The sequence below is a fragment of the Winogradskyella undariae genome (assembly GCF_013285155.1).
Classification (GTDB): domain Bacteria; phylum Bacteroidota; class Bacteroidia; order Flavobacteriales; family Flavobacteriaceae; genus Winogradskyella; species Winogradskyella undariae.
The window spans coordinates 121,418-142,705 of sequence record NZ_JABTEL010000007.1 but is presented as its reverse complement, the minus strand read 5'-3'; the positions used below and the strand labels follow the sequence as shown (position 1 = coordinate 142,705).

The window sequence follows — 21,288 nt, the reverse complement described above, 5'->3', positions numbered from 1 at the left end:
CTGCTCCGTGCAGGATTTTTTTATTAGCTTTAAGACCATGCCAAGAAAACATCCCATCTTTAAAAAAATTCTAATATGGAGAACTAAACATATTTCTGACAAACAGTTTGTGTTTTTCCTAAGTGTACTTGTTGGTATTACCTCTGGAATTGGAGCCGTAATACTTAAAAACTTAACACACTTTATTCAACATTTATTAGAAGGAAATTTAGTAAGGTATTACCATCATGCCTTTTACTTTTTATTTCCTCTAATAGGATTTATTTTAGTCTATTTAGTATCAAAATATGTCATAAGAGCCAAGGTTAGCCATGGTATCCCTTCCACGTTATACGCCATAGCAAAACGTAAAGGCGTTATAAGAAAATTTCAAATGTTTGGGTCTATTTTAACAGCACCTTTAACCGTTGGTTTTGGTGGATCAGTAGGATTAGAAGGACCTTCTGTTGCAACAGGTGCAGCAATTAGCTCTAATATTTCTAGGTTATTTAGAATGAACCAGAAGACCAAAACTTTACTTATTGGTTGTGCTGCTGCTGGTGCATTGTCTTCTATTTTTAAAGCGCCAATTGCTGCTATTATTTTTGCCATTGAAGTCTTTAGTTTAGACTTAACTATGGTTTCTATGCTGCCTTTATTGTTAGCATCACTATCAGCTATTATCACGTCTTATTTTTTCTTTGGAGATGATGTGTTACTTCCTTTTAGAATTGAAGATAATTTTATCATATCAGATGTTCCATTTTATGCCTTCTTAGGGGTTTGTACGGCTTTTGTTTCTATCTATTTTAATCAGGTTTACGAGAAAGTTCAAGATTTTTTTGACAAACTAAACTCACCCATAAAAAAACTTCTTGTTGGTGGTTTTGCTATTGGGGTTTTAGTGTTTTTTATCCCACCACTTTACGGAGAGGGATTCGAAACAATGAACAGCCTTATTGCAGGAAATCCTCAAAAAGCGCTAGAAAATAACTTCTTCAATTTAGATCTTACTAACATTTGGGTTGTCATTGCTCTTTTAGCTGGACTTGTATTTTTTAAAATTTTTGCAAGTGCCATAACATTTGGTGCCGGAGGTGTTGGTGGTATTTTTGCCCCTACGCTATTTATGGGAAGTTTAATGGGAAACTGTATCGCTAAAATAATTAACCATTGTGGCTTATTTAGTTCGCCTGTTTCTGAAAGTAACTTTACCCTTGTTGGTATGGCTGGTTTATTAGCTGGAGTATTACAAGCCCCATTAACTGCTATTTTTTTAATTGCAGAATTAACGGGTGGCTATGATTTATTTATTCCTTTAATGATCACCTCAGCGATTTCGTTTGGTATTACAAGATTTTACACCCCACATTCTGTTTACACTATGGAATTAGGTAGAAAAGGCGACTTAATTACCCACGATAAAGATCATGCCATTTTAACATTAATGGACATCCATAAAGTTATTGAAACAAACTTTACAAGTGTAACTACTAAAATGACCTTGGGTGAAATTGTTAATAATGCCGTTGTTAAATCCAATCGGAATATCTTTCCTGTTTTAGATGAAAAAGACAAAACTTTAAAAGGAGTAATTCTATTAGATGATATAAGATCTATAATGTTTGACCAGAAATTATATGATAAAGTCTTAGCGATTGAAGTGATGCAAAAACCACCAGCTATTATCAATATCGACAAGGATAAGATGACCGTTATTATGAAGAAATTTCAAGATAGTAACGCTTGGAATTTACCAGTTATTAAAGACGGAATGTATGTTGGGTTTATTTCAAAATCAAAATTATTAACCGCATACAGACGTGAATTAATTAATATTACATCTTAAATTAAATTTAAGTATTCACCTCTATTCAAAAGATTAACTCAGAACTATGAAACCCATCAAAATAATAACCTTTATTGCTTTTATAGCCTCTTTAACCAGTATTGTTAGTGGATTGGTATTTGATGTAGCGTACAATCAAAAACTTATTGGCTTTGGTGTATTAGGATTATTTTTCGTTGTTTTTCCATTATTTTCATACTACAGATGGAAAGATAAAGACGTACAAGATTATATGTTAACTAAAGAAAATCTTGATAAAATGCGAGAAAACCAAAAAGATTACAGATCATAATTTGTCATTTAGGCAACCAAATAATTAAGCTATAATTTAAAATTAAACAATTTAATAACATTGAGTTTTAATTTTTATTTATCTTTGTGCTTTAATTTTTATTTATATTATAATGACTGGAACAGTTAAATTTTTTAATGATTCAAAAGGATTTGGATTCATTACCAACGAAGAAACAGGAAAAGACATCTTTGTACATGTATCAAACCTTAATGGCGTAGAATTACGCGAAGGTGACAATGTAGAGTACGATGAAGAAGAAGGAAGAAAAGGTTTAGTAGCTGCAAATGTGCAGGTATTATAAGTATATATCTTAAAGTTTCAACGCTCAGCCTTTGGTTGGGCGTTTTTTTTGCCTTTTTTTATTCTAAAAATTCTCTACCTCTATTTAAATATAATTGGTAAATCCGTTTTAAGAATCTTAGTTATATAGTAAGGTTGTGTCATTACGGTTGTAGCCATTCCGCTCGGACTAACAAAATCGACAGTTACCAATACTTGTTTGCTTGTCTTTATAACATCAAGGTCTATTTTATGTCCACCACTTCCCTTAACATCATCAAATACCGCAATAACAGTATACTCAGAAAAATTAATTTTAGTTTCTGTAAAATGATCAGATACATTATTAACTGTATTTATTTGAGACAATAAAGACTCCCAATCACTTTGGTTATCAATAATCATATTCTGTTTAGTAAATCCTTCAGATCCTGAACCATGAAGATTTCCTTTTGCTATTAACACCGTTTCAATAGTTGCCATTTTATCATTATTTTGGTTGGCCTTACAACTAAATAAACTGATTGCTATTAATATTATAAACTTCACTTTCATATCTCTTGTCTTTTTTAAGCCTTAATTTAAATTTCGTTTTTCAACAAAAAAACGTTTCATCAAAGCAGAAGCTTCCTCCGCTAAGACTCCACTAACTACCTCTGTTTTAGGATGCAATTGTGTCCCCATCGTTTTAAAACCTCTTTGTGTATCAGAAGCACCATAGACGATTTTAGAAATCTGACTCCAATACAATGCACCTGCACACATTTGACAAGGTTCTAAAGTGACATAAAGCCTACAGTTAGTCAAATATTTTCCTCCTAAAAAATTAGCAGCAGACGTAATGGCTTGCATTTCTGCATGCGCAGTAACATCATTGAGTAATTCTGTTAAATTATGTGTTCTTGCAATGATTCTATCTTCTACAACAATTATTGCGCCAACAGGTATTTCACCTTTTTCAAAAGCAGCCTCAGCTTCCTGAAGTGCTTTTTTCATAAAGTAAGTATCGTCAAATGGGTTTATCATATATAATTTAAAAAATAAAGATACATTACTTCTTTATTATTTTTTCATTGAAGTTAATATTAACTCCAATAATTCTTAAAATATATAATCCAGTTTGTAATTGACTCGTATTTATAGTAACACTATTAAATGATTCTTTTTGTGTTTTATATACAATTCTACCATTAAGATCAACGATACTAATACTAACATCACCTAAAGTATTAATTGACGTAATTGATAATTCTGTTTCCGTAGGATTTGGATAAATACTAAGATTAGCCTTATCAAATTCATTAACACTTAAAGCCGAACAATTAGCTAATGATGGAGTACTACTTAATGGCATTGTAAAATCTTCTATTTGATCACTACGAGAATCAACATCGCCTTGTTCTGCATTCACACCTAAACCTCTAGCAGCAAATACTTCCCAAATTAAACACTGATCGACACCTCCTGTAGTTAATCTATCAGCTGCTAAAATAGCATCTCTACCATCTACAAATCCAGAATTACATGGTTGTAATTTTAAGCCATTAATCACTAAATTCATCACTTTATTATTACCACCATTTCCATTATATAGATCAGAATCAAAACCATATTTATCTATATAAGCCCAAGTTAAATCCCATAATGTGGTTGCCCAAACAAAACCAATACCGTGGGGTTGAGAAAGTGTATTTGATGCGTTATATGTAAATCCATTATCTGAAAAATCAGTATTATAGCGTGCGGGTCTAATACCAACTGCTGTAGTAGATTGGCTTGTTGCAAATGTTCCGATTCCTCTTCCATCAGTAGAAACATCTGATGCTTTCATAGTAACCATCAAAGCAAACCAATCTGACCATCCTTCTCCCATCTGCTCATTATTTTGTAAGCAATTAGCTGCAGATGGACCACCAGCTAATCTATTAGAAATACCATGACCGTACTCGTGAGCTATAATTCCATTATCAAATCCACCATCAATAAAATCAGTTAAATCTGGCCCTACTAAACTCGCTGTAATGTTTTCTCCATTATTTAATGCAGAAATAAGTGCTTCTCCAATAACTTGTGTCACCATTACTGAAGGTATCGTTACTAAATCTCCATCAGCTCCTGGTCCCATTTCAATGCTTTCACCAGCCGTATTATTGACAACAATCACACCAATAGCACCTGCATTTTCTACTGCTAAAACCTTTGCCCCAAACTCACATTCTCCACGTCTTAATATTGCTATATTTCCATTAAGTTCTGCTGAATTAATAATTGTTTCGCAAGCATTTAAAGTATCTGCCGTAGTATCAATTACTGATATTAAACTAGATGTTACAGGCACAGCAGACAATAGCGCTCCAAACGAAGCACCCAAAGCATCATACTCTCCCATTAAACTCCCGTTTTCTATAACAACACGCTCACTTGTATCACCACCTGGTGGAGACCATAAAAACATTTGCATTCTTGGATTAACACCATCTGGAGGCGTCCCAAAATTAGCATTATTAAAACCACTTCCGTCTTGAGCATCTGCAAAAACAAAATCGTCACCATTACCTTGATTACTGTAATTTGTTGTTTGAAAATTCCCCGAACTCTCATCAAAACCATGATTAAACCATATATCATGCATCATGTTATTCATATAAAACAAATTGGTAATAGCAGCTTCTTGATAGTCTAATGGAGATAAATTAAAATCTAATGGGAAATCGAAATTTAAGAATGCTGTACCTTCTGGAGAAAAACTATCATTAGAATTATTTCCTCTAATATCATCTTTAGCCCAAACATTATTACCTCTAGCCGTTGTAAAATCAGCACCAGGAAACCCGTTATTATCGTGCCATCCAAATGGGGAAGCATTAGAACTTGCAGGTTCTGTAACAATTTGTCTAGAACCATGATTTGGACTCTCTAAAGGGAGTGGAAATACGTTATAATTAGAACCATCAACCAAAACAGAATTAGTTATTGGAGCTAGTTTTGTAAAATCTTGTTGATCCGCATGCTTAGAATGGTCGTGTTCAGCATCAAAAGTACAGGTTAAGATTAAATCATTAAATTCTATGACCTCATTTGTAATTGCATTAACCCTAACACTCCACCAATGCTTATTATCATTAGTGTAAATAATAAAATCCCATGCTAACTTTAAATTTTCATCTTGTTTTACAAAAACCAATTCAACCTTAATATTTTGTGTTGAAATCCCAGAATTAGAGAATACATATTGATTACCATTATGCTCTAACTCTTGCATATTTTTCACATTTCCTAATTCAAATTGTTGAGCAACCTTAATAATTGAAGCATTAGGAGAAAAAGCTGGTGTTGTAGAATTAACTTTAGACGGTATGTGATTTAAAAACCTATTAGCATAATAAAAAATTTCACCATCTTTAATTGCTATGCTAGATATAGCATTATAAAGTTTGATGCCTTGATAGGTTTGATTTAAATAAACATGAGTTACTTCTGTATTTTCAGAATAGTACTCGTTGTTTATTACAGGATTCTCTAAATCTTTATCTATAAAATTGAAATTTGATTTATTATCCTTTAAATAATCAAGTATCGTGATTCCGTATTTTGAAGATTTCAGATCACTTTGACCAAACGAATAAGAAGCTGATAACAATAAGAAAAGGACTAGGCAAATGTATGTTTTTATCATAAATAGGGATTAATTCTGATAATTAAGTCTTATAAAAAGACGCTTACTTACAGTTAATTATCTCTTTAACTAAAAAGAGAGAACACAAAGCATACATAAGAAATACTAAATCTCGTATTTTTACACCGTGAACAAGACATTTTTAGACCATATTAACCTTCCTGAAGATTTACGAAATCTAAAACCGGACGATTTACCTTTACTTGCTAAAGAATTGCGCGAGTTAATAATTAATATCGTCGCAACCAAAGAAGGACATTTAGGTGCCAGTTTAGGAGTTGTAGAACTAACCATAGCTCTACATTATATATTTAACACCCCTAAAGATTTATTAATTTGGGATGTTGGTCACCAAGCCTATGGTCATAAATTACTAACGGGTAGAAAAGACGTATTTGAAACCAACAGGCAATTAAAAGGCATAAGTGGTTTCCCTAAACGAAGTGAAAGCAATTATGATGCTTTTGGTGTAGGGCATTCCTCTACATCTATTTCTGCTGCTTTAGGCATGGCGATTGCTTCAGAACTAAAAGGAGAAAACAAACATCATATTGCCGTTATAGGTGATGCGTCTATAGCAAGCGGAATGGCTTTTGAAGGTTTAAACCACGCAGGAGTTACAAATGCTAACCTACTCGTTATCTTAAATGATAATGCTATTGGTATTGACCCAAGTGTTGGTGCTTTAAAACAATACCTAACTAATGTAAAGAAAGGAACCGAAAAGCAGGATAATATTTTTGAAGCTTTAAATTTTAACTATTCAGGACCTATTGATGGTCATAATTTACCGTTATTACTTTCTGAATTAAAGCGTTTAAAAACCGTAAAAGGTCCTAAGTTTTTACACATTATCACCACTAAAGGAAAAGGATTACGACAAGCAGAATTAGACCAAATAAAATATCACGCGCCAGGAAAATTTGATGCTAAAACAGGAGAACTCATTGCTAAATCTGGCTCTAGAAAACCGCCAAAATTTCAAGATGTATTTGGTGAGACCATTGTAGAATTAGCATTAAAAAATGATAAAATTGTAGGGATTACACCAGCAATGCCAACAGGAAGTTCCTTAAAGTATATGATGGAAACTATTCCGAATCGTGCTTTTGATGTCGGTATTGCAGAACAACACGCCGTTACTTTAGCTGCTGGTATGGCTACGCAAGGTCTTATTCCATTTTGTAATATCTATTCTACCTTTTTACAACGGGCTTATGATCAAATTATACATGATGTAGCTTTACAGAATTTACCTGTTATTTTTTGTTTGGATCGTGCTGGATTAGTTGGTGAAGATGGAGCAACACACCATGGCGTTTTTGATTTAGCCTACCTTAATTGCATTCCTAATATGGTGATTTTTGCACCAAGAGATGCTATTGCACTAAGAAATATAATGTACACAGCACAATTGGGTATTGATTTTCCTATTGCTATCCGTTATCCAAGGGGACGTGGACATATATTAGATTGGAAAAAACCTTTTAAAAAGATTGAAATTGGAAAAGGAGAGCAATTAAAATCAGGAAATGAAATTGCCATACTTTCTATTGGTACGATTGCCAAAACAGTAGAAGATACAATTTCAACTTATGATAAAAAAGAAGCGATAAGTCATTACGACATGCAATTTGTAAAACCATTAGACGAAAATCTATTGCATGAAATATTTAAAACCCAAAAAGCCATAATCACCATTGAAGAAGGTACTATTATTGGTGGATTTGGAAGTTCTATTTTAGCCTTTGCAAACACCCATAATTACAATCCTAAAATAGTAACGCGCGGAATTGAAGATCAATTTATTGAACACGGAACAGTAGAACAATTACTGCAACTGCAAAAATTAGATACAATTTCAATAAAAGAGGCAATTGATAATTTATTCTTAGTGATCAATAACCATTAAGTCTATAATATTTGTCCTTGAAGTTTTTTATGTAATAGCATAGCATTTGTATCTGATAATTTTGAAATATAAAGACAAATAGCTAACAGGTTTTCATATAAAGATTCATTACTAAGTTTTACAATTTCGGGCAATGTACTTAATAGTAGTTTATCATAATTAGACATATTATCATCATAATAATTAAAAGCCATTTTTCCGAATGATTCCAATAATTGATTCAAAATCTGGTAACCGGCAATCTCCTTATTAATAACCTCTTTAGATCGGTAAACATTATTGATACTAATATCTATAATATCCTTGATTTGCGCTTTATACTGACTCACATCTAATAAACCTGTCTCAAATTTACCGGATAAGATTGCTTCTTCATGCTTCATAAATAAAGTAGCAGCTTCTTCTATTAATCGCCCAATAGCTAATGCCCGTAAATAACTTACGCGATCTTCAGTTGTTTTTAATGTGTTATAATTTTTAGTTATAATACTATCTCTAACCAAATTAATTAGGTACTCTAAAGCATATTCTTCTTGTATTAAACCTAAATTAATTCCATCTTCAAAATCAATTATAGTATAACAGATATCATCAGCAGCTTCAACTAAATATGCCAAAGGATGTCTTTGAAAACTTAGATAATCATCATGTCTTTTAATTAAACCTAAATCAGTAGCAACATCATTAAACATTTGCTTTTCACTTTGAAAAAAGCCATATTTTTTATCTACAATATGCTTGCTTGGTTTCTTAGGTAAGGATTCTTTTGGGTATTTCATAAAAGCACCTAAGGTTGCATAACTAAGACGCAAACCACCTTCTCTACCTTCTCTACTTTCAGTTAAGATTTTAAAACCATTAGCATTTCCTTCAAAATCACATAAATCTTGGTATTCTTTAGCCGTTAATAAGTCTTTAAAGTTAGCACCACTCCCTTCTTTAAAATAAGCTCCAATTGCTTTTTCACCAGAATGACCAAAAGGAGGATTTCCAATATCATGTGCTAAAGCTGCTGCTGCAACAATAGCACCAAAGTCATTCATTTTATAACCATGAGAACTTTCTAAATGCGGGTGTTTCTTTAATAATAACTGCCCAACTCTTCTACCAAGAGATCTCCCAACAACACTAACTTCTAAACTATGCGTTAAACGCGTATGTACAAAATCGGTTTTAGACAACGGAACGACTTGTGTTTTATCTTGTAATCCTCTAAATTCTGCAGAAAATATAATACGATCATAATCGACCTCAAAGCCTAAACGTGTTTCATCTTGTTCTTTTCTTAATCTTTTATTTGTATCGCCATAGCGCTTTAACGACAGTAGTTGTTCCCAATTCATAATTACATTCTTATAGGATGCAAGATAAATAAATTGGTAAACAATCGATTATATAATGCTTAGATAGATGAAACAAATTTCAATGTTAACTAATTGTTTCCATATTCAAAACTAGTTAATATTAAGAATACGTTTAACTAACCTTTTAATTACAAATTGGTAATTTTTGAATAACTCAAAACACGAATTAACAAGCTTTCTTTGCAGCATAACATTTAATGAACAAAAACAAAATGAAAACAATTAAAAATTTATTTTTCTTACTTACATTTTCACTTTTCGCATTTAACTGTAGTAGTGATGATGACAATTCTTCAACTGATGATGGTGGAGATGACGATGGAATTGTAACTGAAGTTTACAAATCAGGAATTTTAACTTCAGATGAAACTTGGTCTGCAGAAAACATTTACGTTTTAGGTGGTAAAGTTGTTGTGAACGAAGGTGTTACTTTAACTATTGAAGCTGGTACTATTATTAAAGGTGCTGAAGGACAAGAATCTTTAGCTTCTGCTTTAGTAGTAGATCAAGGTGGTAAAGTTATGGCTGAAGGTACAGCAAGCAACCCAATTATAATGACTTCTATTTTAGATAATATCACTGTTGGTCAAACTGCAGGTTCTAACTTAGATTCAAATGACGTAGGTCTTTGGGGAGGTTTAATCATCTTAGGTCGTGCTCCTATCTCTGTTAGTGGAGATGTTGAAACTGCACAGATTGAAGGTATTCCTGCAACTGAAGATTACGGTCAATATGGTGGTACTGATGCTACTGATAATTCTGGTACTTATAAATATATCTCTGTAAGACATGGTGGTATCACTATCGGTTCTGATAACGAAATTAACGGTATTACTTTAGGTGGTGTTGGTTCTGGAACTACGTTAGATAACTTAGAAGTTGTATCTAACCAAGATGATGGTTTTGAATGGTTCGGTGGAACTGTAAACGCTACAAACTTAATTACATGGGGTGACGGTGATGATGGTTTAGATGCTGACCAAGCTTGGTCAGGTACTGTAACTAATGCAGTTGTTATTTTAGGTAGTGAGTCTGGTAGTGCTTTAGAATTAGACGGTCCTGAAGGATCTGTTGCAACTGAAGCTGGTTACACATTCAATGATATTACTTTAATTGGTAACGCATCTACATCTAACTACATTGCTGATTGTAGAGATGGTTTAATTGCAAACATGAACAATGTTTTAGTTTATAACTTCGGAGCTGAATCTACAGTAAGAATTAGTGGTGATGACTCACATACTGAACTAGCTGCTGGAAGAATAACATTTTCTAACTGGGAAGTTGTTTTACCAACAGGAGTTGCTCTTGCTGATATCTTTCAAGCTGATGCTAACATGGAGAGCTTTACTGATAATGCTACAGCAATTACAGCTACTGAAGCTACAACTGGTGCAGATACATCTGTATTTGGTTGGACTTATGCTGCTTCACAAAACGCATTCTAAATTAACAAACATAATAATCAAAATGTCCGGAAATAACTTTCGGGCATTTTGTATATTTTAAATAATACCCAAAAATGCTTAAATCCGTATCTCTATTTTTTGCAATTTTATTATCCTTTTCATTTGTATCAGCACAAGAAACTGGTACAGTAACAGGAAAAATTTTTGACGGAGAGTTTAACGATGTACTACCTTTTGCTAACGTCATAGTACAAAACTCTTCAACAGGTACCACAACTGATTTTGATGGTGAATATAAATTAACACTAGATGCTGGAACTTACACTTTAGTATATTCATTTGTTGGATATGAAACTAAAGCGATTTCAGAAGTTGTAATAACAGCTAATAATGTTACTGAAGTTAACGTTACCTTAAATCCATCTTCTGCCGCATTAAGCGAAGTTGTAATTACAACATCAGTACGAAGAAACACAGAAGAATCTGTATTAAATCTTCAACGTAATTCGGCTGTTTTACTAGATGGTCTTTCTATAGAAAGCATAAAAAAATCAGGTGCAAGTAATATTGCTTCTGCGATTAAAAGTGTACCAGGTGTTTCTGTTCAAGATGGAAAATTTGTATATGTAAGAGGTCTAGGAGATCGTTATACAAAATCTATTTTAAATGGTATGGACATTCCAGGGTTAGACCCTGATAAAAATACGGTTCAGATGGATATTTTCCCAACTAACATATTAGAGAATATTATAGTTAAAAAGTCTGGTTCTGCTGATTTACCTGCAGATTTTACAGGAGGTGTTGTAGATATCATTACAAAAGATTTCCCTTCTAAAAAAGCCATAAGTTTTTCGCTTTCTACAAGCTATAATCCTGATATGACATTTAACTCTAACTATGTCACTTACGAAGGTAGCGGAACAGATTTTCTAGGTTTTGATAGTGGAGATAGAGATTTACCAATTTCACCTACTAATACCGTTCCAAATCCTGCATCTAGTGATAACTCAAGTTTAGAAGGTATAACACGTTCTTTTAATAGAACTTTAGCTGCAGAGCGTCAAAGTAGCGCACCTAACTTCAGTTTTGGTTTTAATTATGGTAACCAATTTGATATTGGAGACAATAGATTAGGCTTAATAGCATCTATAAACTACAAAAACGACACTAAATTTTATGAAGGTTTCGAAAATGGAGTTTATCAAAAAAATGAAGATCGCTCAGTTAACGAACTAAGGTTTGACCGTAGACAAATAGGTGATTTAGGAGAAAATAATGTTTTATTAAGCGGTTTAGTTGGCTTATCTTATAAAACTGATAACTCTAAATATAATTTTAATGTATTACACATTCAGAGTGGAGAAAGTAGAGCTGCCTTATTTACACAAAACACTGAAATTTCTAACGATATTGACGTTGATAAAGACAACTTAGAATACACACAACGCAGTTTAACTAACTTTTTAATTGGAGGTCAACATAGCCTTGCTGAAAATGATTTTATTATAGATTGGAAAGTTTCTCCAAGTATTAGTCGCGTTTACGATAAAGATGTAAGATTAACTACTTTCATCATCAATAATGATGGTTCTACAAGTATCAGTTCTGATGCTGGTTTCCCACAACGTTTATGGAGAGACCTAGAAGAAGTTAATGCTACAGCTAAAGTTGATTTCACTAAAAAATATAATTTATTTAACAACCAAGCGGCTCTTAAATTTGGTGCTTTAGCAAGTTACAAACAACGTAACTATGACATCTATAAATACGAGGTTGCTTTTAGAAGCGTAAACACTTCTGGTTTTGATGGAGATCCAAATGCTATTTTAGATCCTAGCAATATTTGGACACCTGAAACTAACTCTGGCTCTTACATTCGTGGTAATTTTGAGCCTGCTAACTCTTACGAGTCTACTCAAAACACAGCTGCAGTTTATGTTTCTAATGAATTTAAGATTACTGATAAATTAAAATCCATAATTGGTGTTCGTGCAGAGTACTTTACAACTTTATTTACAGGACAAAATAATTCTGGTACCGAAATCTATAATGACAAAAAAACAATTGAAGAGTTAGATTTATTTCCATCCGCAAACTTCATATATGAAGCCAACGAAAAATCTAACATCCGTTTATCTTACTTCCGTTCGGTAGCTAGACCTAGTTTTAAAGAATCTTCAGTAGTACAGATTTCAGATTTACTTACAGGAATCACATTTTTAGGGAATATAGATTTACAACCTTCATACATTAATAACTTTGATGCCAGATATGAATTTTTTGGAGAAAAGGCGCAAATGTTTGCTATTAGTGGATTCTACAAAAGATTTAAAGACCCTATTGAATTAGTTGCATATTCATTTGTTGCACCTAATCAATTTACACCTAGAAACTCACCAGAAGCACAAGTTTTAGGTTTAGAATTTGAAGGTCGTAAAAACTTTAGTTTTATATCTGAGTCGTTAAGTGACTTAAGTTTAAATGTTAATGTTTCAATTATAGATTCTAAAATCGAAATGGCTAAAGGAGAGGGCCAAGAATATGAATCTAGACAACAATTTGCTAGAGATGGAGAAACTATAGATGACACCCGTGAATTACAAGGACAATCGCCATTTTTAGTAAACGTTGGTCTTAACTATAACAATACAGACTCAGGATTTGAAACTGGTATTTTCTATAATGTTCAAGGTAAAACATTAGAGGTTGTAGGTTTTGGCCAAAACCCAGATGTATACACACAATCTTTTAATAGCTTAAACTTTAACCTTTCAAAAAGCTTTGGTAAGGATAATAGGTCTAAGCTGAGCTTAAAGGTAGACAATATTCTTAACGATGATAAATTAAGTCAGTACGAGTCTTATGGAGATGCAACTGCTAATTTTTCATTAAGAAATCCAGGAACAACATTTAGCCTTGGATATAGTATGAGTTTATAATATTAAAACCTATTAAACAAAAAAAGAGCTGTAATTAAATTACAGCTCTTTTTTTATTTATAGAGTTTATTTAGTTAATCAACTGATACTAAAGTTCTATCATTAGACCATTCTACAACATGTACTACACTGTTGTTTTTATAATCTACTTCTTTTAAAGAATCGTTACCCCAAAAGAACCATTTTCCTACCTTCTTACCAGCTTCATAAGTTGCTGAAGCTAATTTTTTTCCATTAGCATCATAACTTGTCCATTCTCCCTGTAATTTACCATCAGCATCAAATGTACCTACTTGTTGTACTTCTCCATTATCATGGTAATAAGTAGCTACTACTAAATTATCTTTTTTCTCTAATTTTGGATTGATTTTATCTTGTGCGAAAGAAAACCCTACACACAGCATTACTAATAATGTTACTATCTTTTTCATAATTTCTTGGGTTTTTGTATTGTTAATTATTATATCACGAATATACTACAAATTTTACATTTAAACAACACTTACGTAACATTAAGTTAACATTAAAACCTTAAAAAACTAATTACCAACACCTTAAGCCATATCACCATAAGCTTAAGAAAAAAAAAAATAAAATGAAACACACTAATTAACAGCTATTTAGAAAAATAAAATCACATCTTAATAAAGATATAAGATTATCAAACACTGTAAAAAAGCTATTCTAAACAAAATAATTTTCATTACTTAATAACAGTTTCGCGTAAATAAAAAACTACAATAGTCACGCTTACCAAAAATAAATGAACTCTATCGAATCAATGATTAACAGACATGATACGACTCAAATGCGTAACAATACTATTTATATTATCAACGAATCTCATTCTCTATTCACAAAATAGCTTAACAGATTTAAGAGAAACACGACTTTTAATACACAATAACTGCAACAATAAAACAAAATAAAATTTGAAGTAAGATCGTGTTACAACTTCTATAAAACGAAATTATAGAATCTGAAAACAGACAATTAAATTTTTATACCTTTTTCAACTTTTAATATAAATAGCAAGCACCATTTAGGTTTGGGGGTTCAATATCCTCTAAGAGCATCTATAGATGGAGAAAGCAATGAGCATAGATTAATACAGTAACATAATGATACAAAAACCAAAGAACAATTATAGTTTAATCATAAATTAAAACTTGAACAACGTTTCTTTAGAGCCTTAACCATAATAAGATCGGAAAACCCTTACGGCATAGATTCCACAATAAAAGGCAGAAAGCTGAGTATAGGAGAAAGTTATCTTAACGCTTATATTGAAGCTTTACTAAATATGAGAAAAAAGATTAAACTAACATTAGACCAAAGAACAGCAACATGAATAGGTTGGTTAATTTAAGAAAAAACAAAACTTCAATTTAGAATAGAGTATCGTTTAGACAATTACAATAGAAAAGAAAAACTATATATGCTTACATCTTGTAATATAAAAGTCTGAAAAAATATAAGTAAAAAATATATTTTAATCACACTCGACTTAAAATAATAACATTAAGGTAACATTCGCTTCCTCATAAAACGGGTACTTTGCATTCAATTTTTATATACTAAATTCAATGGACAACCTCTATATCTATATGCTCGCTGCCTTAGCTTTTTTAGCTGTAGCAGACTTAGTAGTTGGTGTAAGTAATGATGCTGTAAACTTTTTAAATTCGGCTATCGGATCTAAGGCAGTATCTTTTAAAACAATAATGATTGTAGCAAGTCTTGGTGTCGCTGTCGGTGCTTTAACTTCTAGTGGAATGATGGAAGTTGCCAGGAAAGGTATCTTCAACCCTGGTGAATTTATGTTTAATGAAATTATGGTCATTTTTATGGCTGTAATGCTCACAGATATTCTACTCCTCGATTTCTTTAATACCTTAGGTATGCCGACTTCAACAACAGTTTCTATTGTTTTTGAACTTTTAGGTGCTTCTGTAGCTGTTGCTTTAATTAAAATTTACAGTGATAGCTCACAAACCATAGTAGATTTAAGCACATATATTAACAACTCTAAAGCCATTGAAATTATTCTAGGAATACTACTCTCCGTAGTTGTTGCATTCACTATTGGTGCCATTATACAATACGCTTCTAGATTACTATTAACATTTAAGTTTCAAGAAAAACCATCTTGGTATGGTGCTCTTTTTAGCGGCGTTGCAAATACTTCAATTCTTTATTTCATATTAATAAAAGGGATTAAGAACGCAAGCTTTATGAGTGCAGATATCACAAATGTAATATCATCTAACCCTGTTGCACTTATAGGAATTAGCTTTGTAGTTTTAACACTATTATCTTATTTCGTTATCCATACATTTAAAACCAATATATATACCATTATTATAGTTGTAGGTACGTTTGCACTTGCTGTAGCTTTTGCTGGTAACGATTTAGTGAATTTTATTGGTGTTCCTATTGCGGCTTACAATTCTTACGAAGCATGGTCAATCAGTGGAGCTTTGCCTACAGAATTTGTAATGACAGCCTTAAGCGCACCTGTAAAGACACAACCTATCTTATTACTTATAGCAGGACTTATTATGGTATTAACACTATGGTTTTCTAGTAAAGCTCGTTCAGTTGTTAAAACCTCTGTAGATTTATCGAGACAAGATGAAGTTAAAGAACGTTTTGAACCTAACTTCTTATCTCGTATGATTGTTAGATCTACAATTACAATATCTAATACCTTAAACAGTATATTACCTAAACCTTATATGGAATGGGCAGACAAACAATTTATAAAGCCTAAAGTTATTGCCAAAGCCGAAGATATACCAGCGTTTGACCTTGTAAGGGCAGCTGTAAATCTAATGGTAGCAAGTGTATTAATATCTATTGCTACATCTATGAAACTTCCTTTATCTACCACATACGTAACCTTTATGGTAGCAATGGGAACCTCTTTAGCCGATAGAGCTTGGGGAAGTGAAAGTGCTGTTTACAGAGTTGCAGGTGTATTAAACGTTATCGGTGGTTGGTTTTTCACTGCTTTTAGTGCTTTTGCAGCCGCATCAATTATGGCCTTTATATTATATTACGGAGAAGGCTATGCTTTAGTAGGCTTATTAGTTTTAGCGATCCTTTTATTATTAAGAAGTTTTATATCTCACCGTCAGAGTTCTAAAATGATGAAAGAAGAAGATCAGTTAGAAAAAGCTGAAAGTAGCTCTACACAAGGGGTTATACACGAAAGTGCTTCTAACATTGCAAGTGTTATTAAACGTGGTAATAAAATTTATTCTTCAGCTATTAACGGTTTAGCTGTTCAAGATTTAAAAGTCTTAAAGAAGAATAAAAAACAAATTGAAAAGCTTTCTGATGAGATTGATGATCTAAGAGATAACATCTTCTATTTTATTAAAAACTTAGAAGAACCAAGTCTTTCTGCAAGTAACTTCTACATTAATATATTAGGTTATTTACAAGATATTACGCAGTCTTTAGATTACATCTCTAAAACGAGTCATAAGCACGTCAATAACAATCATAAGAAATTAAAATTCTCTCAGATTAAAGAACTGAAAGAAGTCGATGAGAAAATTGAAGCTTTATTTAACAATGCTCAAGTAGCTTTTAATTCTAGATCTTTCGAAAAAATTGGAGAAATATTAAGTGATAGATCTAAAGTTTACAATTTAGTGACTGAAAAAATTCAGAAACAAGTAGAACGTACACGTACTGAAGAATCAAGTCCTAAAAACACAACGTTATATTTCAGTTTATTATTAGAGACTAAAGATCTATTAACAGCGACAATGAATCTTTTAGAAGAATATTATAACGCACACGATAGCTCTGTTAAACCAGCAAGGTTAACTCATGATTTAGAGACATCAGAAGAAGAATAAATTACCATCATTATTAACCTGATAGTAAATAGATTACAAATAAAAGCCTTATTTTTTTAAAAAAAATAAGGCTTTTTAACATCCAGATTATGGCTAGCGCCGTATATCTATTTTAGAAATTAATAAAATTAAAACCTACGATGAAAAAAATTTCAATCCTATTAGTAGCAACCATTATGTTAACAGCTTGTGTTTCAAAAAAGAAATACGTAGCCTTAGAGCAACAAAACGGGGAAATTACAAGTGAACTGACTAAAACAAGAGTAGAAAAAGAAGATTTAGAAAATAAATTTGCAGCAATAGAAGCTCGCGTTAGCGATTACAATTCTAAAATACAATCTTTAAACGAAGAAGTTGAAAGCGGTAAGTCTAAATTTCAAATAGCTGAAGATGGTACCGTAGTATCTGTAGCTAGTAAAGAAAAGATGAAAGAAACATTGAAAAATGTAGATGCTGAAAAATTAGCTGGCGCAAAAACTTTAAAAGATTCAATGAATTTAGCGATTCAGTACAACTTAAGCAAAGCTATGAACACTAGCGATCTTAACGAAGACGAAGATATTGTAGTAGATATTAACGAAACTGTTGTTATGATCTCTATTGATGACGATATGTTATTTAACACAGCAAGTTACAGAGTTGGAAACAAAGCTGACAAAATTTTACAAAAATTAGCTGACGTAATTAACTCTGAGCCAAGTTTAGATGTTATGGTTGAAGGTCATACAGACGCTAGAAGCATCAATACAGATAAAATTGCAGACAACTGGGATTTAAGTGTATTACGTGCAACATCTGTGGTTAGAAAATTACAAAACCAATTTAAAGTTGCACCTGAGCAATTAATCGCCTCTGGTCGTAGTAGCTACCAACCTTTAGTTGAAAATGACACTAAAGAAAACAGAGCTAAAAACCGTAGAACACGTATTATCTTAATGCCAAACATTGATAAGTTCTTCGCGTTAATGGAAGAAAAATAAGAAAAAAATCTTTTTTAGATTTTAACACAAAAAAGCATCCTCCCGTAAAATTCGGCATTGGATGCTTTTTTTTATGCCCTAATGTGTAATTTGTAGCAAAATTAAAACTATGAAATCATTCGTTACATACAGTCTCTTCTTTATCTCTTTTTTAAGTTTTGGTCAGAATATAAGTCCTGAAACCTTATTAGACAAAGCCATTGCCTATCACGATCCAAACGGAAATTGGAACACTTTTAATGAGACCTTTAATGTAGAAATGACGACACCAGAATCTGCAAAACGTACCAGTATCATCTCTATTAATTTACCTACTGAATATTTTAGCGTTACCGCCACAAAAGATACCGTTACCACCACTTACACTTTAAACAAGCGTAAATGTACCATGAGTTATAACGGAAAGGTTTTAGATAGCTCAGCGGCTAAACAAAAGAACATGACTTGCGATAGAGCTACGTTGTACAAAAACTACTATTCGTATTTATATGGTTTACCGATGAAGTTGAAAGACGCCGGCACCAATCTTAATGATACCGTTGAAAAGAAAACTTTTAAAGGCAAAGACTATTTGGTTTTAAAAGTGACTTATGATGAAGCCGTAGGAAGCGATGTTTGGTACTTCTATTTTAACCCCAAGACTTATGCCATGGAAATCTATCAGTTCTTTAAAACAGACGAGAATGGTAAAGAGAAACCAGATAGTGGTGAATATATATTACTTTCTCAAGAAACACTTCTAAACGGTATTAAAATCCCTAAAGTAAGAGCTTGGTATTATAACAAAGCTGATAAGTATTTAGGAACTGACACTTTGGTTGAAGAGTAGATTTTCAACTTATGGTTTTAATTAGAATTTGACTTAAAACAATTCTGATTATAAAATTCTAATACGTCTATTAAGTTATCTTTTGAAAATTCTTTATTCTCAACTTTCTCTAACAAAGCAGAACAATCTTTAAAGTATTTTTTCATTGATTTCTTAAAGCTTTTAGCAAAAGGTAGTCCTTTAGTATAGAGATGTTCTACCTGATCACTATCACCAAGACCAACATAGTAACTATATCTCGGAATATCTATTTCTATATAAATGTTACGACTTTGACTTAAACTTATTTCCTGACCATTATCTAATATTACAGTTTGATTTGGAAGCGTATTAAATGACGCTTCATTTAAAAATGAATTAGATAAAACACCGCCTTCATAAACTCTCACATAAAGGCTTAAATTATCTATAGCAACAATTTCCATAATTTCTGGATACTTATCACCATCAATATATTTATAACGGAATTTTCTGTAATAATCGTTTTCTAGAATATCTACACCGATAAGATCTTTTGATTTATAGGTTTTATATTTTAAGGTATCATTCTTGAATTTAACAGAAACAATTGAACTAATTCCGCTAATTTCACCATACCCTTTAATTTGAGTACTGTCTTTTAAAATAAGGACTGCCTGGCCTGATTGCGCCACCATTGAAGTACTTATTGAGATTAGTAATAGGAATAGAATGTGTTTCATATTTAATTTATAATACTTTAAGATCACGAAGCAAAACTCTAATATAAAAAAAGCATCTCATTTCTGAGATGCTTTTTGACTTGATTAAGATATCTTTCTTAGTAAAGAACCACTATTATATGGAACTTGTCCAGAAGGAATCCATTTACAAGTGTCTTTTAAATGTACAACTTGATCATCAAAGAAAATTTGAGCACCGAAAGATTGAAGAATCTTATGTTTAGGCCAACCACCTAAAAAATAAACTTCATCAACATAAACACCCCATTTTCTCAAAGTTTTTATAACTCTTAAGTGAGATGGTGCATTTCTAGCAGTTACTATTGCAATTCTAAGTGGTGACAATTCTATGCTTTCAGGAAATTCGGATTGAATTATAGATAATTTTTTTATCAAAGAAGCAAAAGGACCTTCTCTTAAAGGTTCATTTTCATGCTCTTGTTCAAATTGATGAAAAGAGTCCATTCCTTCTGTTTTATATCTCAGTTCAGATTCTTCAGAAAACAATACTGCATCTGCGTCAAAAGCTATTTTAACTCTATTATCTGTATTTTGATAGTTTGAAGGATTTTCTAAAATAGTTGCTGCTGCACACAAACCACTATCTATAACCATTTGAACATCAATTTCATTTTTAGATAAAAATAGATCGATACGATAACCGTCAATCAAATTTTGATTCAATGGCTCACCTCCTGTAAAAGCCATTCTCGTTATATCTAATTCATAGTTATTTAAAGAGTTTAATATCCTCATACCTGTTTCAGGGCTATTTTTAGACATAACAACTACTTCTACGATTTTGCCCTTAGACAATTTATTCAAATTAAGAATATTCTTAATTAAATAAAATGCTGAACCAGGTCTTAATGGTACATCTTCAGTTTTCAACTGATGTTTACGATATTCCTCTATTCCTTTGTTTTCGAAAATCAAATTTTCTTCTTCTAAATCAAAGAGTGCTCTTGATGAGACTCCTATTACTAATACATTATTTAAATTTAATGCCATATCCTTATTTGTTTGTAAACACTTGTTAATAAAAAAAATAATTAGCAGAACGATAAATTTTGTCAAGAAGAATTCATTTCATTACTTTTGAAGCATGAAAAGGAGGTGAGGTATTCCTCAATCTTTTTTATTTATTTGGCCTCGAAACCAATTAATACATTATGACAAAAATTGGGAGGTTCTGCAAAACCAT

The 21,288-nt window shown here is 32.0% G+C and carries 16 protein-coding genes; 9 read left to right on the top strand and 7 right to left on the bottom strand.

Going from position 1 to position 21,288, the window contains the following annotated elements; translation table 11 throughout:
* Positions 1 to 37: 37 nt before the first annotated feature.
* The 3 genes from HSX10_RS11280 (at position 38) to HSX10_RS11270 (ending at position 2,424) form a co-directional block, all read left to right on the top strand.
* Positions 38 to 1,828 (top strand): chloride channel protein, encoded by a 1,791-nt coding sequence (locus HSX10_RS11280; protein WP_173588330.1) that lies wholly within the window; start codon positions 38 to 40, stop codon positions 1,826 to 1,828.
* Positions 1,829 to 1,874: 46 nt separating this feature from the next.
* The gene (locus HSX10_RS11275; RefSeq protein WP_173588329.1) at positions 1,875 to 2,120 is read left to right on the top strand and encodes a hypothetical protein; all 246 of its coding nucleotides are present in this window, start codon (positions 1,875 to 1,877) and stop codon (positions 2,118 to 2,120) included.
* Between the two features lie 112 nt (positions 2,121 to 2,232).
* On the top strand, positions 2,233 to 2,424 hold the full coding sequence (locus tag HSX10_RS11270) for a cold-shock protein (RefSeq protein ID WP_092446448.1): 192 nt from the start codon (positions 2,233 to 2,235) through the stop codon (positions 2,422 to 2,424).
* Positions 2,425 to 2,504: 80 nt separating this feature from the next.
* On the opposite strand, the gene HSX10_RS11265 is transcribed toward HSX10_RS11270, so the two are convergent.
* The 3 genes from HSX10_RS11265 to HSX10_RS11255 form a co-directional block, all read right to left on the bottom strand.
* Positions 2,505 to 2,885 (bottom strand): hypothetical protein, encoded by a 381-nt coding sequence (locus HSX10_RS11265; protein WP_254453231.1) that lies wholly within the window; start codon positions 2,883 to 2,885, stop codon positions 2,505 to 2,507.
* A gap of 93 nt (positions 2,886 to 2,978) precedes the next feature.
* Positions 2,979 to 3,428: a nucleoside deaminase gene (locus HSX10_RS11260; protein WP_173588327.1), complete on the bottom strand. Its 450-nt coding sequence runs from the start codon at positions 3,426 to 3,428 to the stop codon at positions 2,979 to 2,981.
* A gap of 25 nt (positions 3,429 to 3,453) precedes the next feature.
* Entirely contained in the window at positions 3,454 to 6,078 is a 2,625-nt protein-coding gene (locus HSX10_RS11255; protein ID WP_173588326.1) for a T9SS-dependent M36 family metallopeptidase, read from the bottom strand.
* Between the two features lie 127 nt (positions 6,079 to 6,205).
* Between HSX10_RS11255 and HSX10_RS11250 the strand changes: the two genes are divergently transcribed.
* Positions 6,206 to 7,990 (top strand): 1-deoxy-D-xylulose-5-phosphate synthase, encoded by a 1,785-nt coding sequence (locus tag HSX10_RS11250; protein ID WP_173588325.1) that lies wholly within the window; start codon positions 6,206 to 6,208, stop codon positions 7,988 to 7,990.
* A 2-nt stretch (positions 7,991 to 7,992) separates the two neighbouring features.
* Here HSX10_RS11250 and HSX10_RS11245 read toward each other — a convergent pair whose 3' ends face one another.
* Positions 7,993 to 9,333 (bottom strand): deoxyguanosinetriphosphate triphosphohydrolase, encoded by a 1,341-nt coding sequence (locus HSX10_RS11245; RefSeq protein ID WP_173588324.1) that lies wholly within the window; start codon positions 9,331 to 9,333, stop codon positions 7,993 to 7,995.
* A gap of 233 nt (positions 9,334 to 9,566) precedes the next feature.
* Between HSX10_RS11245 and HSX10_RS11240 the strand changes: the two genes are divergently transcribed.
* Both HSX10_RS11240 and HSX10_RS11235 read left to right on the top strand, forming a co-directional pair.
* Entirely contained in the window at positions 9,567 to 10,802 is a 1,236-nt protein-coding gene (locus HSX10_RS11240) for a beta-helix domain-containing protein (protein ID WP_173588323.1), read from the top strand.
* Between the two features lie 74 nt (positions 10,803 to 10,876).
* On the top strand, positions 10,877 to 13,702 hold the full coding sequence (locus HSX10_RS11235; protein ID WP_173588322.1) for a TonB-dependent receptor: 2,826 nt from the start codon (positions 10,877 to 10,879) through the stop codon (positions 13,700 to 13,702).
* 74 nt (positions 13,703 to 13,776) lie between these two features.
* Here HSX10_RS11235 and HSX10_RS11230 read toward each other — a convergent pair whose 3' ends face one another.
* A complete protein-coding gene (locus tag HSX10_RS11230) occupies positions 13,777 to 14,133 on the bottom strand; it encodes a toxin-antitoxin system YwqK family antitoxin (protein WP_173588321.1) in 357 nt (118 codons plus the stop codon).
* A gap of 1,155 nt (positions 14,134 to 15,288) precedes the next feature.
* On the opposite strand from HSX10_RS11230, the gene HSX10_RS11225 reads away from it, so the two are divergent.
* The 3 genes from HSX10_RS11225 to HSX10_RS11215 all read left to right on the top strand — a co-directional run bounded on the left by HSX10_RS11225 (position 15,289) and on the right by HSX10_RS11215 (position 19,383).
* Positions 15,289 to 17,574: an inorganic phosphate transporter gene (locus HSX10_RS11225; RefSeq protein WP_173588320.1), complete on the top strand. Its 2,286-nt coding sequence runs from the start codon at positions 15,289 to 15,291 to the stop codon at positions 17,572 to 17,574.
* 140 nt (positions 17,575 to 17,714) lie between these two features.
* Positions 17,715 to 18,554, top strand: coding sequence for an OmpA/MotB family protein (locus HSX10_RS11220; protein WP_173588319.1), 840 nt, complete (start codon positions 17,715 to 17,717; stop codon positions 18,552 to 18,554).
* 109 nt (positions 18,555 to 18,663) lie between these two features.
* Positions 18,664 to 19,383 (top strand): DUF6503 family protein, encoded by a 720-nt coding sequence (locus HSX10_RS11215; RefSeq protein ID WP_173588318.1) that lies wholly within the window; start codon positions 18,664 to 18,666, stop codon positions 19,381 to 19,383.
* Positions 19,384 to 19,400: 17 nt separating this feature from the next.
* Here the strand turns inward: HSX10_RS11215 and HSX10_RS11210 are convergent, their stop codons facing one another.
* Together HSX10_RS11210 and HSX10_RS11205 are read right to left on the bottom strand one after the other, a co-directional pair.
* Complete coding sequence (locus HSX10_RS11210; protein ID WP_173588317.1) at positions 19,401 to 20,084, bottom strand: hypothetical protein; 684 nt, start codon at positions 20,082 to 20,084, stop codon at positions 19,401 to 19,403.
* Between the two features lie 84 nt (positions 20,085 to 20,168).
* On the bottom strand, positions 20,169 to 21,095 hold the full coding sequence (locus tag HSX10_RS11205) for a 5'-nucleotidase (RefSeq protein ID WP_173588316.1): 927 nt from the start codon (positions 21,093 to 21,095) through the stop codon (positions 20,169 to 20,171).
* Between the last annotated feature and the right edge of the window lie 193 nt (positions 21,096 to 21,288).